The organism is Staphylococcus sp. 231237_7MaSpsaltlick (genome assembly GCF_043107035.1).
In genome coordinates this window covers 1-14,856 of record NZ_JBICNX010000022.1, presented here as the reverse complement: position 1 = coordinate 14,856, position 14,856 = coordinate 1, and the positions used below count along the sequence as shown (strand labels likewise).

At 33.6% G+C, this 14,856-nt stretch carries 15 protein-coding genes; 12 read left to right on the top strand and 3 right to left on the bottom strand.

The features are described from left to right. Nucleotides 1–112 precede the first annotated feature (112 nt). The 7 genes from ACF91D_RS24745 (at nucleotide 113) to hfq (ending at nucleotide 8,141) form a co-directional block, all read left to right on the top strand. Entirely contained in the window at nucleotides 113–1,147 is a 1,035-nt protein-coding gene (locus tag ACF91D_RS24745; RefSeq protein WP_107526710.1) for a S66 family peptidase, read from the top strand. A gap of 171 nt (nucleotides 1,148–1,318) precedes the next feature. Beyond that, nucleotides 1,319–2,137, top strand: coding sequence for an MIP/aquaporin family protein (locus ACF91D_RS24740; protein WP_042738810.1), 819 nt, complete (start codon nucleotides 1,319–1,321; stop codon nucleotides 2,135–2,137). Between the two features lie 182 nt (nucleotides 2,138–2,319). Beyond that, on the top strand, nucleotides 2,320–3,822 hold the full coding sequence (glpK, locus tag ACF91D_RS24735) for a glycerol kinase GlpK (protein ID WP_042738809.1): 1,503 nt from the start codon (nucleotides 2,320–2,322) through the stop codon (nucleotides 3,820–3,822). A 146-nt stretch (nucleotides 3,823–3,968) separates the two neighbouring features. Continuing rightward, nucleotides 3,969–5,642, top strand: coding sequence for a glycerol-3-phosphate dehydrogenase/oxidase (locus tag ACF91D_RS24730; protein ID WP_042738808.1), 1,674 nt, complete (start codon nucleotides 3,969–3,971; stop codon nucleotides 5,640–5,642). Nucleotides 5,643–6,016: 374 nt separating this feature from the next. Next, the gene (locus tag ACF91D_RS24725) at nucleotides 6,017–6,952 is read left to right on the top strand and encodes an alpha/beta fold hydrolase (RefSeq protein ID WP_107526708.1); all 936 of its coding nucleotides are present in this window, start codon (nucleotides 6,017–6,019) and stop codon (nucleotides 6,950–6,952) included. Nucleotides 6,953–6,970: 18 nt separating this feature from the next. Then, nucleotides 6,971–7,927, top strand: coding sequence for a tRNA (adenosine(37)-N6)-dimethylallyltransferase MiaA (gene miaA, locus ACF91D_RS24720; RefSeq protein WP_198643847.1), 957 nt, complete (start codon nucleotides 6,971–6,973; stop codon nucleotides 7,925–7,927). Nucleotide 7,928: 1 nt separating this feature from the next. After that, nucleotides 7,929–8,141, top strand: coding sequence for an RNA chaperone Hfq (gene hfq / locus ACF91D_RS24715; RefSeq protein WP_042738805.1), 213 nt, complete (start codon nucleotides 7,929–7,931; stop codon nucleotides 8,139–8,141). A gap of 374 nt (nucleotides 8,142–8,515) precedes the next feature. Here the strand turns inward: hfq and ACF91D_RS24710 are convergent, their stop codons facing one another. Continuing rightward, nucleotides 8,516–8,989, bottom strand: a complete 474-nt coding sequence (locus ACF91D_RS24710) for a glutathione peroxidase (RefSeq protein WP_042738804.1) — start codon at nucleotides 8,987–8,989, stop codon at nucleotides 8,516–8,518. Nucleotides 8,990–9,093: 104 nt separating this feature from the next. Here ACF91D_RS24710 and hflX point away from each other — a divergent pair, with 104 nt between their 5' ends. The 4 genes from hflX to glnA all read left to right on the top strand — a co-directional run bounded on the left by hflX (nucleotide 9,094) and on the right by glnA (nucleotide 13,567). Beyond that, nucleotides 9,094–10,329, top strand: a complete 1,236-nt coding sequence (gene hflX, locus ACF91D_RS24705) for a GTPase HflX (protein WP_107526705.1) — start codon at nucleotides 9,094–9,096, stop codon at nucleotides 10,327–10,329. A 15-nt stretch (nucleotides 10,330–10,344) separates the two neighbouring features. Further along, the gene (locus ACF91D_RS24700; RefSeq protein ID WP_107526704.1) at nucleotides 10,345–11,583 is read left to right on the top strand and encodes a methionine gamma-lyase family protein; all 1,239 of its coding nucleotides are present in this window, start codon (nucleotides 10,345–10,347) and stop codon (nucleotides 11,581–11,583) included. Nucleotides 11,584–11,836: 253 nt separating this feature from the next. Beyond that, nucleotides 11,837–12,205 (top strand): MerR family transcriptional regulator, encoded by a 369-nt coding sequence (locus tag ACF91D_RS24695; protein ID WP_162846345.1) that lies wholly within the window; start codon nucleotides 11,837–11,839, stop codon nucleotides 12,203–12,205. Between the two features lie 21 nt (nucleotides 12,206–12,226). Continuing rightward, the gene (gene glnA / locus ACF91D_RS24690) at nucleotides 12,227–13,567 is read left to right on the top strand and encodes a type I glutamate--ammonia ligase (protein WP_042738801.1); all 1,341 of its coding nucleotides are present in this window, start codon (nucleotides 12,227–12,229) and stop codon (nucleotides 13,565–13,567) included. Nucleotides 13,568–13,707: 140 nt separating this feature from the next. Here glnA and ACF91D_RS24685 read toward each other — a convergent pair whose 3' ends face one another. Both ACF91D_RS24685 and ACF91D_RS24680 read right to left on the bottom strand, forming a co-directional pair. Next, nucleotides 13,708–13,833, bottom strand: a complete 126-nt coding sequence (locus ACF91D_RS24685; RefSeq protein ID WP_257044019.1) for a hypothetical protein — start codon at nucleotides 13,831–13,833, stop codon at nucleotides 13,708–13,710. 304 nt (nucleotides 13,834–14,137) lie between these two features. Continuing rightward, on the bottom strand, nucleotides 14,138–14,329 hold the full coding sequence (locus ACF91D_RS24680) for a hypothetical protein (protein WP_042738800.1): 192 nt from the start codon (nucleotides 14,327–14,329) through the stop codon (nucleotides 14,138–14,140). A 206-nt stretch (nucleotides 14,330–14,535) separates the two neighbouring features. Here ACF91D_RS24680 and ACF91D_RS24675 point away from each other — a divergent pair. Then, nucleotides 14,536–14,856, top strand: a 321-nt coding sequence (locus ACF91D_RS24675) for a thermonuclease family protein (RefSeq protein WP_392437872.1), incomplete at its 3' end; no start/stop codon positions are given.

Below are 14,856 nucleotides of genomic sequence, written 5' to 3'. Positions count from 1 at the left end.
AAATTATATAAGAATTAAGTTGACGGTTATAGCAATAATATTGTAATTATGCAATTATTATCGCTATAACCGTTTTTAAATTAGTAATTAAATTAAAAGTGGAGGTGATTATATGATTAAACCATCACGACTTAAATCAGGTGATACGGTTGCAATTGTCTCATTGTCATCAGGTATAGCGGGGGATCATCAATATATTTGGAGAACCTTACAGGGTATAAATAACTTAAAACAAATATTTGGCTTGCAAGTTAAAGTGATGCCTAATGCGCTGAAAGGTAGTCGATATTTAAAAGAACATCCTGAAGCCCGAGCTGCAGATTTAAATGAGGCATTGGTTGATCCTGAAATCAAAGGTATTATTAATTGTATTGGTGGGGATGATGCACATACGATAATTCCATTTATTAATAGTCAAAATATAAAAAAATATCCTAAGATATTTAGTGGCTATTCTGATACAACTTCACTGCATTTATTATTCTATAAAATGGGTATAGTGAGTTATTACGGTCCAGCACTTCTAACAGACTTTGCCGAAAATGGAACGATGGATGAATATACAATTCAACATATCAAACACTGTTGGTTTGAAACGCATGATTCACACAATATTTATCCAGCAAAATACATTAGAACGAACAGTGGTGATTGGGGAAGTGCTAAGGGCAAAATGCGAAGGGGGATAATGCCGAATCATAATTATGAAGTGTTAAACGGTAACGGCACAGCAAGAGGTAAATTATTTGGCGGCAATTTAGAAACTTTATTAAAAGTGGTGAATGACGATATTTACCCAATTGTAGAACGACTAAAGGGTACAATTTTATTTCTTGAAACATCTGAAATAGAGCCGTCACTTGAAGTGATAACTAAAGCATTAAACGTAATACTTACCGATGAGGTGCTTGTAGCCATTGAAGGAATTATAATAGGTAAACCATATCTCAATCGCAATTATGAATGTTATAAAAATGCGTTTATTAAACGAATCAAACAAAGTAATAATCAAGATATTCCAATATTATACAATTTATCATTTGGCCATAATGAACCGAAAATGATACTACCCTATGGATTGTATAGTGAAATCGATTGCAAAAACAAAATATTTAAATTATTGGAGTCTACTGTATCCCTTAACTAATTGTGTCAAATTAGTTACAAAATTTAGTTGACAACGCTTACAAAATAAGTGTAATATAAAGTTAAGTTAATAATTAGAACAGAGATGGGAGATTTCTACAGTACTTAGACCGGTGGTTCACAACTGGAAACTATTGTAGAAGTCTCTTTGTCTTTTTTAGGAGGAATCTCAATGAATGTATATTTTGCTGAATTTTTGGGAACAGCAATACTAATCTTGTTTGGGGGTGGCGTTTGTGCAAACGTTAACTTAAAGCGAAGTAATGGTAATGGTGCTGATTGGATCGTCATTGCTGCAGGTTGGGGACTTGCGGTAACGATGGGTGCTTATGCAGTTGGAAATATTTCTGGTGCACACTTAAATCCAGCAGTAACACTTGCATTTGCCATGGATGGCGCTTTAAGTTGGTCTATGGTACCAGGTTATATCATTTGTCAAATTCTAGGTGGTATTTTTGGTGGCGTTTTAGTTTGGTTAACTTATTTAGCACATTGGAAAGTTACTGAGGATAAAGGAGCTAAATTAGGCGTATTTTCTACTGCTCCTGCAATTAAGAACTATTTAGCAAACTTTATCAGTGAAATTATCGGAACAGCAATCTTAACATTAGCATTATTATATATTGGTATGAATAAAATAGCTGACGGTTTAAATCCTTTAATCGTTGGTGGCTTAATCATTGCTATCGGTTTAAGTTTAGGTGGTCCTACAGGTTATGCAATTAACCCTGCTCGTGACCTAGGTCCACGTATTGCGCACGCAATTTTACCAATTGCCGGTAAAGGAAAATCAAATTGGGGATATGCAATTGTACCAGTTCTTGGTCCTATTACTGGTGGTATGATGGGTGCTGTTATTTATAGATTATTCTATAAAGGTGCTTTTGATGCGATGTCTGTTGTTGCAATTGTCTTATTAATTGTTACAATTGTTCTTGGACTAGTATTAAATAAAGGTAAAGATGCAAAAGGCATTGAATCTATTTATTAAAAGTTTTAAATTTGTCCTGTTTATATTTATTGATATAGACAGGTCTTATGTTGCAAATTTTTAAAAGTTTGAGCTAAACCGTTGTGGGTATTGGGTAATAATGTGTAACTTTGAGATGAAGTCATAAACATATTTAGCATATATTCAGACAACAATAAAGATTAACAAGGGAGCGTTACATTATGGAAAAATATATTTTATCAATTGACCAAGGAACTACAAGTTCACGCGCAATTCTATTCAATAAAGATGGAGAAATTAAAGGTGTTGCACAAAGAGAATTTAAACAGCATTTTCCTAAATCTGGTTGGGTTGAACACGATGCTAACGAGATTTGGACATCTGTATTAGCCGTAATGGCAGAGGTATTAAACGAACAAAATGTTGGCGCAGATCAAATTGCTGGTATTGGTATTACCAACCAACGTGAAACGACAGTAGTTTGGGATAAAAATACTGGTCGCCCTGTGTACCACGCTATCGTTTGGCAATCACGCCAAACGCAAGGTATTTGTCAAGAATTAAAAGAACAAGGTTTAGAAAGCAAATTCAGAGAGAAAACGGGATTATTATTAGATCCTTACTTTGCAGGAACTAAAGTTAAATGGATTTTAGATAACGTTGAAGGTGCTAGAGATAAAGCAGAGAATGGTGATTTATTATTCGGTACAATCGATTCTTGGTTAGTATGGAAATTATCTGGTGGAAAAGCACATATCACAGATTACACAAATGCGAGCAGAACATTAATTTATAATATTCATGATTTAGAATGGGATAAAGAATTGCTAGAAATTCTTGAAATTCCTGAATCAATGTTACCTGATGTTAAAGCTTCAAGTGATGTTTATGCCAATACAATTGATTACCACTTCTTCGGTCAAGAAGTTCCAATCGCTGGTATTGCAGGTGACCAACAAGCAGCACTATTCGGTCAAGCTTGCTTTAACCGTGGTGATGTAAAAAATACTTACGGAACTGGTGGTTTCATGTTAATGAACACAGGTGAAGAAGCTGTAGCTTCTGAAAGTGGTTTGTTAACAACGATTGCTTATGGCTTAGATGGCAAGGTGAATTATGCTTTAGAAGGATCAATCTTTGTTTCTGGTTCAGCGATTCAATGGTTGAGAGATGGTTTGAGAATGATAAATTCTGCACCTCAATCAGAAAACTATGCTGAACGTGTAGAGTCATCAGAAGGTGTCTATGTAGTACCAGCATTCGTTGGTCTAGGTACACCATACTGGGATGCAGATGCACGTGGTGCAATCTTTGGTTTAACACGCGGTACTGAAAAAGAACATTTTATTCGTGCGACTTTAGAATCTCTTTGCTATCAAACACGTGATGTTTTAGAAGCTATGGAAAAAGATTCAGATATAGAAGTTAACAATTTACGTGTTGATGGTGGCGCAGTTAAAAATAACTTCATCATGCAATTCCAATCTGACTTACTTAATGTAGGTGTTGAACGTCCTGAAATTAATGAAACAACTGCACTTGGTGCTGCTTATTTAGCTGGACTTGCTGTAGGTTTCTGGGATAGTAAAGACGAAATTGCAAATCGTTGGAAACTTGAAAAAGAATTCAAACCAGACATGGAAGAAAAAGAAAGAGAAAAACTTTACAAAGGTTGGAAAAAAGCAGTAGAAGCTACTCAAGTATTTAAATTAGATGAAGAATAAAAAATTAGACGTATTGTAGTTATTTATGCTACAATGTGGGTAAGTTAATAATATCAAGATGAGAAATGAGAGATTCTGTTCGTACAATTTATATATGTATGGGATAGGTCTCTCTTTTTTTATTATCTATAGGAGGCGCTAGGTTTATGAGTTTATCAACATTGAAAAGAGAACAGATTACAAAAGATTTAAAAAATGACTCTTATGATGTAGTCATCATTGGTGGCGGAATCACAGGAGCAGGTATAGCATTAGACGCAAGTGAAAGAGGTATGAAAGTAGCTCTTGTTGAAATGCAAGACTTTGCACAAGGTACAAGCTCACGTTCAACTAAATTAGTACATGGTGGTTTACGTTATTTAAAACAATTACAAGTAGGCGTTGTTGCTGAAACAGGTCGTGAACGTGCTATCGTTTACGAAAATGGTCCACACGTTACAACTCCAGAACGTATGTTATTACCAATGCACAAAGGTGGCACATTCGGTAAGTTCACAACTTCAATCGGTTTAACAATGTATGATACTTTAGCAGGCGTAAAAAAATCAGAACGTAAAAAAATGTTAAATTCAAAACAAACACTTGAAAAAGAACCACTTGTTAAAAAAGATGGTCTTAAAGGTGGCGGCACATATGTTGAATATAGAACAGATGATGCACGTTTAACAATTGAAGTTATGAAACGTGCCGTTGAAAAAGGTGCTACAGTTATTAATCATACAAAATCTGTACATTTCACTTATGACTCAAATGAAAAAGTAAATGGAATTCATGTTGAGGATCAAATCACTGGTGAAACTTACCCAATTAAAGCTAAAAAAGTGATTAATGCGAGTGGTCCATGGGTTGATGAAGTACGTAGTGGTGATTACGCTAGAAATAACAAACAATTACGTTTAACTAAAGGTGTACACATTGTTATTGATCAATCTAAATTCCCATTAGGTCAAGCAGTGTATTTCGACACTGAAAAAGACGGTCGTATGATCTTTGCTATTCCACGTGAAGGTAAAGCATATGTAGGAACTACAGATACTTTCTACAACAATGACAAAACAACACCACTTGCAACACAAGAGGATAGAGATTACTTAATCGATGCGATTAACTACATGTTCCCAGATGTAGATGTTAAAGATGAAGATATTGAATCATCATGGGCAGGTATTCGTCCATTAATTTTAGAAGAAGGCAAAGACCCTTCTGAAATTTCAAGAAAAGATGAAGTTTGGGAAGGTAAATCTGGTCTATTAACAATTGCTGGTGGTAAATTAACTGGTTACCGTCACATGGCACTTGAAATTGTAGACTTATTATCAAAACGCTTGAAATCAGAATACGGTTTGAAATTCAAACCTTGTGCAACTAAAAACTTAACAATCTCAGGTGGAGATGTTGGTGGTAGTCAAAACTTCGAAAACTTTATTAATCAAAAGGTAGAAGAAGCAAAAGCTTACCAAATTGATGAAGCAACTGCACGTCACTTTGCTTCAAAATACGGTTCAAATGCTGAAGAATTATTTAAAATTGCACAAACAGCACAATACCAAGAATCAGGTTTACCATTAGATATTTATACTGAGTTAATCTACTCAATTCAAAATGAAATGGTTTATCGTCCAACTGACTTCTTTGTACGTCGTACTGGTAAACTTTACTTCAAAATTGATGACGTTATTAATTATAAAGACCAAGTGATAAGTGTAATGGCTGGATTATTAGGTTATTCTACTGTTCAACAACAACTTTATACTAAAGAATTGAATGTTGCTTTAGAAGAAGCACAAACAGGTAATGAACAACCAGCTGAAAAAGAATAATAAAGTATTATCATTCTTATAAAAGCACTATTGTTTTATAACTGAGTTAAAGAGAGACCTATCAGAATTATAGAAATTCTGGTAGGTCTCTTGTGTTATTTATGATAAATGCATTAATGGTTTTTCATTTATAAATCATCATTTGCGAAAGTCAAGGCTGGTGTTGTTCTAAACTACAGTGAAAATAATAAATTGTATAGCTGTAAATATGAGTTGATAATAAAAAAATTATGTTAACTAAATAAAGCTTATAAGTAGATATGCTCAAAATATAATATGATAATAATGTTGTTTGCTATTTGATAGTGGTTTCGTAAGAGGGTATATTATTTAGTAAAGACTATTTTAAAACTTTCATGGTTTGGAGGCAGATTATGAATTTAAAAGAATTTAAAATCACAGTTTCTGACGGGAAAATGATTGATGTGAAATTAGATAAAGCTAAGCAACAAACAATTGGTGTAATACATTTGTTTCATGGTATGGCAGATCATATGGATAGATATGACCGCTTAGTCGCTTCTTTAAATCAACAAGGTTATGATGTGCTCAGACATAACCATAGAGGTCATGGTATAAGTATTGCAGATAATGAGCGTGGACATTTTGATTCAATTGAACAGCTTGCAGAAGATGCTTATGAAATTGCTCAGACTGTTTGTACAAATTATAATAATATACCTTATATTGTTATTGGTCATTCAATGGGATCGATTGTGGCTCGTGTATTTTCCGAAAAGTACCCTTTGTCATTACAAGGGCTCATCCTAACGGGAACATTGCAGCATAATAAGGGGATGGGTTTATTATTATCCTCATTATTAAAATTAATCACGATTATTTGTGGTAAACGACGTAAATTGAAGTGGTTAAACAATTTAATGAATCGTACATTCAATAAGAAAATCGATGCGCAACTAACAGAATTTGATTGGATTTCAAGTACAGATTCAGAAGTTGAAGCATATAATAACGATCCTAATGCAGGCTATTTAGTATCAAATCAAATTATTTATGATACAATGCGACAAGCAAGACGCACCAGTAAAATAAAAAATATTAAGCAAATGAATCAAAATTTACCAGTGTTATTAATCTCAGGCAAAGAGGATGCATTAGGTAATTACGGAGAAGGCATTCGTCAGTTAGGAAAATATTATAAAAAGGGCGGATTAAATCATGTGACAATCCAATTGTATAAATTCAAGAGACATGAAATTTTATTTGAAGAAGGTTATACACAAACATGGCAACATATGTATGAATGGATTGAAAAGCAGATTTTGAAAAAGTATGACAATACAAAGTAAAATAAAAAGAGAGAGTGAATATCAGTGGTAAATACTAAACCATTTATCATCGTTTTAGTCGGTCCAACAGCAGTTGGTAAGACTGAATTTAGTATTGAATTGGCAAAGCAATTTAATGGTGAAATTATTAGCGGTGATTCAATGCAAGTGTACAGACATATGGATATCGGGACTGCTAAAATATCAAGCGATGAAATGGAAGGCATCCCACATCATATGATAGACATTTTAAATCCAGATGAAGCATTTTCAGCATATGAGTTTAAAAGCAGAGCTGAAAAATTAATTACAGAAATTACAGGACGTGGCAAGACTCCAATTATCGCAGGGGGGACGGGATTATATATTCAATCATTGATTCATAACTATGCATTTGAAGATGAAGAAACAATTTCAGAAACAGATAACAAGCGTGTACAAGAAAAAATGGCAAGTTTAGAGCCACTGTCAAATGAAGCACTACATGACTACTTAGCTGAATTTGATCCTGAATCTGCTAAAGCTATTCATCCAAATAATAGAAAAAGAGTAGTTAGAGCGATTGAATATTACCAAAAAACAAAAAAACTTTTAAGTTCACGTAAGAAAAATGCGCAATATACAGAAAATTATGATACATTATTACTAGGGATAGAAATGTCGCGTCAAACATTATATAATAGAATTAATAACCGAGTTGATATAATGTTGGAACGCGGGTTAATAGATGAGGTGAAGTATCTTGTCGAACAGGGATACGAATCATGTCAAAGCATGCAAGCGATTGGTTATAAAGAGATTGTACCAGTTATACATAATGAAATGACGATAGAATTAGCCACGGAAAAATTAAAGCAGCACTCAAGAAATTATGCTAAGCGGCAAATGACATGGTTTAAAAATAAACTAGATGTCATCTGGTTAGACAAAGAAACACTCACACTTTCATCAATGTTACGAAAGGTTTCAGCCCAAATAAATAAAAGGAGTACATAACATGAATACAACAGAAAACATCCAAGACAAATTCCTAGGGCAATTTAAAGCTGAAGAAACAAAAGTTATTGTTTTTTTAGTAAATGGATTCCAAATGAAAGGTACGATTGTTGATTTTGATAAATATCTTGTATGTTTATTATCTCAAGGTAAAGAACATATGATATATAAACATGCAATTAGTACATTCACAATTGATGATTCAGAAGAGTAGTATTTAAAGATTTAACCGATTGGACCGATGTTATCTTTCAATAGATGATGTAGGGAATAAATCCAATACATAATGAATAAGCTTTTAAACTGTCGGTAAAGTAATAACTTGTCGGCAGTTTTTTGTCGCTGTATATGTATGCCAATGTGTTGCGCTTACGTGAAATACCAATGTTGGAATAAATATCGATAAACGAACAGTGATTATGTAATTAAATTGAACTAAGTAACTGATTTATTGTACATTGCACATTGACTACTACAGTATTGATAAAACACATTTCTCTAAAACATTAAAAACATCGACAATGCTTTATATGAAATAGCAATTGTCGATGCTTAGCTTGAGATGTGTTGCTCAAATGATTATTTAATTTATAATAAAGCTTCGATATCAGACTCAATTTGGTCTGGCTTCTTTTGTGGTGAAAATCGCTTAACCACATTACCTTCTTTATCCACTAAAAACTTAGTAAAATTCCATTTGATTTTTTCATTAAAAAAACCATTCTGTTCAGATGTTAAATATTTAAATAATGGGTGTTGATTTTCACCTTTAACATCTAATTTTTCATGCATTGGGAAAGACACACCATAGTTGATTTTGCAAAATTGTGTTGCTTCTTCACCTGTGCCTGGTTCTTGTCCGCCAAATTGATTGCATGGAAAGCCAAGAACTTCAAATGGTTGGTCGTTGTACTTCTGATACAACGCTTCAAGACCTTCAAATTGAGGCGTAAATCCACATTCACTGGCAGTGTTTACAATTAACATCACTTTGCCTTTATAATCTGCTAATTTATATGATTCGCCGTTTGGTTTTTGTACTTCTATATCGTAAATCGTCATATTTATTCACCTCTTAGTTTTAATTTAACACAATTTGTCTCTATAGTCTTTATATACACACTATGATAGAATAGCAAAGAAAACTTTGAAAAGAGGTGCATGTAATGACACAGCAATCGTTACACAAGACAGAAGAACAATTAGAAACTGCCGTGTTAGTTGGTGTACATGCTCAAACAGATGATGAATTTAATTTCACGTCAACGATGGAGGAATTAGCATCTTTATCTGAGACATGTCAACTCGATGTTCAAGCGCAATTCACTCAAAATAAACAGCATTTCGATCATAAATACTATGTTGGTAAAGGTAAACTAGAAGAAATTAAGGATTATGTAGAATTCCATGATATAGATGTGGTTGTAACAAATGATGAATTAACTACTGCGCAATCGAAATCATTAAATGGTCAACTTAATGTGAAAATTATTGATCGAACGCAATTAATTTTAGAGATATTTGCATTAAGAGCCCGTAGCAAGGAAGGTAAGCTACAGGTAGAATTAGCTCAGTTGGATTATTTAATGCCTAGATTACAAGGGCATGGCCGTAGTTTGTCTAGATTGGGCGGTGGAATTGGGACAAGAGGTCCTGGTGAAACAAAATTAGAAATGGACAGACGTCATATTAGAACACGTATGAATGAAATCAAACATCAATTAAATACTGTAGTTGAACATCGGGAGCGCTATAGAAATAAACGTGAACAGAACGCAGTATTTCAAGTTGCTTTAGTTGGATATACTAATGCTGGAAAGTCTTCGTGGTTTAATAAATTAGCACATGAATCTACTTATGAGAAAGACTTATTATTCGCTACACTAGATCCTAAGACAAGACAAATAAAGATTAATAACGGCTTTAATTTAATTATTTCAGATACAGTGGGCTTTATTCAAAAGCTACCAACTACACTGATTGCAGCATTTAAATCAACTTTAGAAGAAGCGAAAGATGCCGATTTATTATTACATGTTGTAGATAGTAGTCATCCAGAATATCGTGGTCAAATGGATACTGTGAATCAAATTGTAGATGATTTAGATATGGCTCATATTCCACAAGCTATTATATTTAATAAAAGAGATCTAAATCATGATATCGCACCGACAACCAATTTACCCTCCGTTTATGTATCAACTCAATATTCCAATGATATTGATGCTGTTAAACAATTATTATTTGATCAAATTAAGCAGATACTTAGTTATTATGAGGAACAAGTTGCTAGTACAGATGCCCATCGTTTGTACTTTCTAAAACAACACACACTGGTAACTGAATTGAACTTTAATGAAGACACTGCTAAATATGAGATTAAAGGTTATAAAAAAGAATAAAGGAAGTAATTATAAATGAACGATATGACACAATTGATAGATGAAGTGGAATCTACGTTAAATCCGTATTTTACAGAAATAGAAAAAACAGCATATTTAAACCAAGAGAAAGTCTTAGATGCCTTTCATGCGGTCAAAGCATCTGAAAGTGACTTGCAAGGCACAACTGGCTATGGATATGATGATATAGGTAGAGATCATTTAGAAGAAATTTATGCACATGCTTTTAAAGCTGAAGACGCTTTGGTAAGACCCCAAATTATTTCCGGTACCCATGCCATTACTTTGGCCTTACAAAGTACATTGAAATATGGAGATGAGTTATTATATATTACCGGTAATCCATATGACACTTTATTAGAAGTCATTGGAATCAATGGCAATGGCATCGAAAGCTTACAAGAGCATGGAGTAAGTTATAACAAAGTTGATTTAAAGGGAAATGAAATTGATATTGATCATGTATTACATGCAATCAAGCCGAACACTAAAGTTGTTGCTATCCAACGTTCTAAAGGATATGATCAAAGGCCATCCATTAATCTAGCTACAATAGAACGTGCAATTTCAGCAATTAAATCCGTGCATCCTGATATTATTATATTTGTAGATAACTGCTATGGTGAGTTTGTAGAATTAAAGGAACCAATTGAATGTGGTGCAGATTTAATAGCGGGTTCATTAATTAAAAATCCAGGTGGTGGACTTGCTAAAATCGGTGGTTATATTGCTGGTCGAAAGGATTTAATTGAGCGTTGTGGCTATCGTTTAACTGCTCCAGGTATAGGTAAAGAGGCAGGCGCTTCGCTGTATTCATTACAAGAAATGTATCAAGGATTCTTTTTAGCACCTCATGTAGTGAGTCAAAGTTTAAAAGGCGCATTGTTTACTAGTTTATTACTAGAAAAGTTAAACATGCGTACAAAACCTGCCTTTCACGAACCTAGAACAGATTTGATTCAAACTGTCGAATTTGATACAAAAGAACAAATGATACAGTTTTGCCAAAGCATCCAACATGCATCTCCAATCAATGCACACTTTAGTCCTGAACCTGCTTATATGCCTGGCTATGAAGATGATGTAATTATGGCTGCGGGGACTTTTATACAGGGATCTTCAATTGAATTATCTGCAGACGGACCAATCAGACCACCATACGAAGCCTATGTTCAAGGTGGATTAACATATGAACATGTTAAATTAGCAGTTACACGAGCTGCACAATCATTAAAAGCGAATCAATTAATTTAAATTATAAAAATCATACAAGACGTTAAATGATTCTTTGAAAGAAATCATTTAGCGTTTTTTTAGTGTTGTATTTAAAAAATTTAAAATAATTTTAAAGAATATTCGGAAAAATGATTAACAATAGATTAATGGAAGTACTTAAACCTATTCATTTCGGGGTTTCGCACATCATGTAAGAAAACCTGACATATCTTTGAATTTGTCTGATAATTGTGCTAAATTAATAACAAGTTCAAAAATAGAGGTGATTGGATTGAAGTCAAACGATACTTTGCGACGTAATATGCCTGTCTTCTCTATGAGTGTTGTTACGAAGTTGAGCGAGTTAACCGCAAGACAAATTCGTTATTATGAAACACATGAACTGATTAAACCACAACGTACGGAAGGAAATAAGCGATTATTTTCATTGAATGATTTGGAACGATTGCTTGAAATTAAAAGTCTTATAGAAAAAGGCTTCAATATTAAAGGGATTAAACAAATTATTCATGATGATCAAGCACACCTTTCTGATGAAGAACAAGAAACTAGAAAACAAATGATAGTTGATGCTACACAGAAACCACAACGAGAAGCAATTCCGATAAACCGTGGGGATTTATCACGTTTTATCAAATAATTTTACTGGAGGACATTAACAATGCCAAAACGTTCATTTACTAAAGAAGACATTCATAAGTTTGCCAAGGAAGAAAATGTAAGATACTTACGTTTACAATTCACAGATATTTTAGGTGTAATCAAAAACGTTGAAGTACCTGTTAGTCAATTAGAAAAAGTATTAGATAACGAGATGATGTTTGACGGATCTTCAATCGAAGGTTTCGTACGTATCGAAGAATCAGATATGTATTTATATCCTGACTTAGACACTTGGGTAATCTTCCCATGGACTGCAGGTCAAGGTAAAGTAGCTCGACTAATTTGTGATGTATATAAAACAGACGGTACACCATTCGAAGGTGACCCACGTGCTAACTTGAAACGTGTATTGAAAGACATGGAAGAATTAGGCTTTACAGATATTAATTTAGGGCCAGAACCAGAATTCTTCTTATTCAAATTAGATGAAAAAGGTGAACCAACATTAGAATTAAATGATGATGGTGGATACTTCGACCTTGCACCTACTGATTTAGGTGAGAACTGTCGTCGTGATATCGTATTAGAATTAGAAGACATGGGCTTTGATATCGAAGCAAGTCACCATGAAGTTGCTCCAGGACAACATGAAATTGACTTTAAATATGCTGATGCAATTACAGCATGTGATAACATCCAAACATTTAAACTTGTTGTAAAAACAATTGCTCGCCAACATAACTTACATGCAACATTCATGCCAAAACCATTATTTGGTGTAAACGGTAGCGGTATGCACTTTAACGTATCTTTATTTAAAGGTAAAGAAAATGCATTCTACGACCCTAATGGTGATATGCAAATGACAAAAGATGCATTCCACTTTGTTGCAGGTATCCTTAAAAATGCACGTGGTTTCACTGGCGTATGTAACCCATTAGTTAACTCTTATAAGCGTTTAGTGCCAGGTTATGAAGCACCATGTTACATTGCATGGAGTGGTAAAAACCGTTCACCATTAATCCGTGTACCATCTTCTCGTGGTTTATCTACACGTGTTGAAGTACGCTCAGTTGACCCAGCTGCGAACCCATACTTAGCTTTAGCTGCAATCTTAAAAGCTGGTTTAGATGGTATTGAAAACAAATTAGAAGTACCAGAACCAGTTAACCAAAATATCTACGAAATGAATCGTGAGGAACGTGAAGCAGTAGGTATTCAAGATTTACCATCAACATTATACACTGCAATTAAAGCAATGAAAGAAAATCAACCAATTAAAGATGCTTTAGGTAATCACATTTATAACCAATTTATTAATTCTAAATCTATCGAGTGGGATTACTACAGAACACAAGTATCTGAATGGGAAAGAGAACAATATATTAAACAATACTAGGTGCTAGACAAAGGGGTATAACACTAGGTATATAAGCAATCCTGTTATTCGTTATGAATAATTAGGGTTGCTTTTTTTGCACCCACTTTTATTTTATTGAGTGGTTTGGGTGCATTTTAGGTGCTATTTGGGGACGATTTTTAAATATTATAAGGCAATGGATGGATAAAGCTATCATACATTGAAGATGAATCGAATTCATCTTCAATGATTGTTTCAATGAGTTCATCAATATATCTAGATATAGCGTTTGAGGTAATAATCACTGAAGATTACCCTAGTTTAGGTTTGCTGTGTTATGTTAAAGATTATATGCATAAGCACCATGTTAAATTCGCTTCTTAAGATGTATTAAATAATTTACAAATGGCTATATGGATTCGACGTATTTTTACGAGACACATGAGGGAGTATGATGCGTGTCGAGCCAGAGATTGAACCAGCTCGCTAGGGAAGTGAGCAATATAATATTTTAAAATAAAAAGAAGCACTCAGATGAATTAAATCAGCTGAATGCTTTATTTCTAGAATTTACGTCCCAGACTCGTGTCATGTTTTATACTTGTGTATTTACTTTTTATTGCGTTTATTCACAATGCCTTGAATAATTACGATAATAAACCCTACAAAAATGCCCATAAAAATTGCTAATACAGCCGCAACAAGTGGAGGTAAGTCAAATTGAAATTGTAAGACAAGTCCGATGATTATCGCTACAATGATGGCGATTGTAGAAATCATATTTTCTTTAAACATACTCAAATACGTTCACTCCTAACATGGGTATTATAGCATGTTATAGACATTGAGTTAAATTAAATAAATAACTTTGTTAATATAATTGTGAAATATTTCCTTTCAAGGGGGTGAATTTTTAAAAGTCACCTTAGATAATAAAAATGATTCTTGACGGTATTGAATAAATTATATATGATGATTTGGACAAAGTTTAAGAAGTGGGTGCAACTATGAAATCAACTAAAGCATTAACCGGTATTATTGCGATAGTCATTGTTATCGGTGTTTTATTTTTCCAATTTATTAATCACAGTGGTCCATTTCAAAATAGTGGTTCAGACACAACTTCAGGTCCAAGTAAAACTGAAAAAGTACATGTCGATCGAGTAGTGGATGGAGATACATTGGTAGGTAGTAATGAGCAAGAACAGAATATTAAAATTCGACTAATTGGAATAGATACACCAGAAACAGTTAAACCAAATACACCGGTTCAACCATATGGTAAAGAAGCTTCAGATTATTCAAAGAAGCACTTAACGAACAAGGAT

Bases quoted from the DNA above. Each gene is read 5' to 3' on its own strand.
- ACF91D_RS24745 (WP_107526710.1), top strand. From the start codon at position 113: ATGATTAAACCATCACGACTTAAATCAGGTGATACGGTTGCAATTGTC.
- ACF91D_RS24740 (WP_042738810.1), top strand. From the start codon at position 1,319: ATGAATGTATATTTTGCTGAATTTTTGGGAACAGCAATACTAATCTTG.
- glpK (WP_042738809.1), top strand. From the start codon at position 2,320: ATGGAAAAATATATTTTATCAATTGACCAAGGAACTACAAGTTCACGC.
- ACF91D_RS24730 (WP_042738808.1), top strand. From the start codon at position 3,969: ATGAGTTTATCAACATTGAAAAGAGAACAGATTACAAAAGATTTAAAA.
- ACF91D_RS24725 (WP_107526708.1), top strand. From the start codon at position 6,017: ATGAATTTAAAAGAATTTAAAATCACAGTTTCTGACGGGAAAATGATT.
- hfq (WP_042738805.1), top strand. From the start codon at position 7,929: ATGAATACAACAGAAAACATCCAAGACAAATTCCTAGGGCAATTTAAA.
- ACF91D_RS24710 (WP_042738804.1), bottom strand. From the start codon at position 8,989: ATGACGATTTACGATATAGAAGTACAAAAACCAAACGGCGAATCATAT.
- hflX (WP_107526705.1), top strand. From the start codon at position 9,094: ATGACACAGCAATCGTTACACAAGACAGAAGAACAATTAGAAACTGCC.
- ACF91D_RS24700 (WP_107526704.1), top strand. From the start codon at position 10,345: ATGAACGATATGACACAATTGATAGATGAAGTGGAATCTACGTTAAAT.
- glnA (WP_042738801.1), top strand. From the start codon at position 12,227: ATGCCAAAACGTTCATTTACTAAAGAAGACATTCATAAGTTTGCCAAG.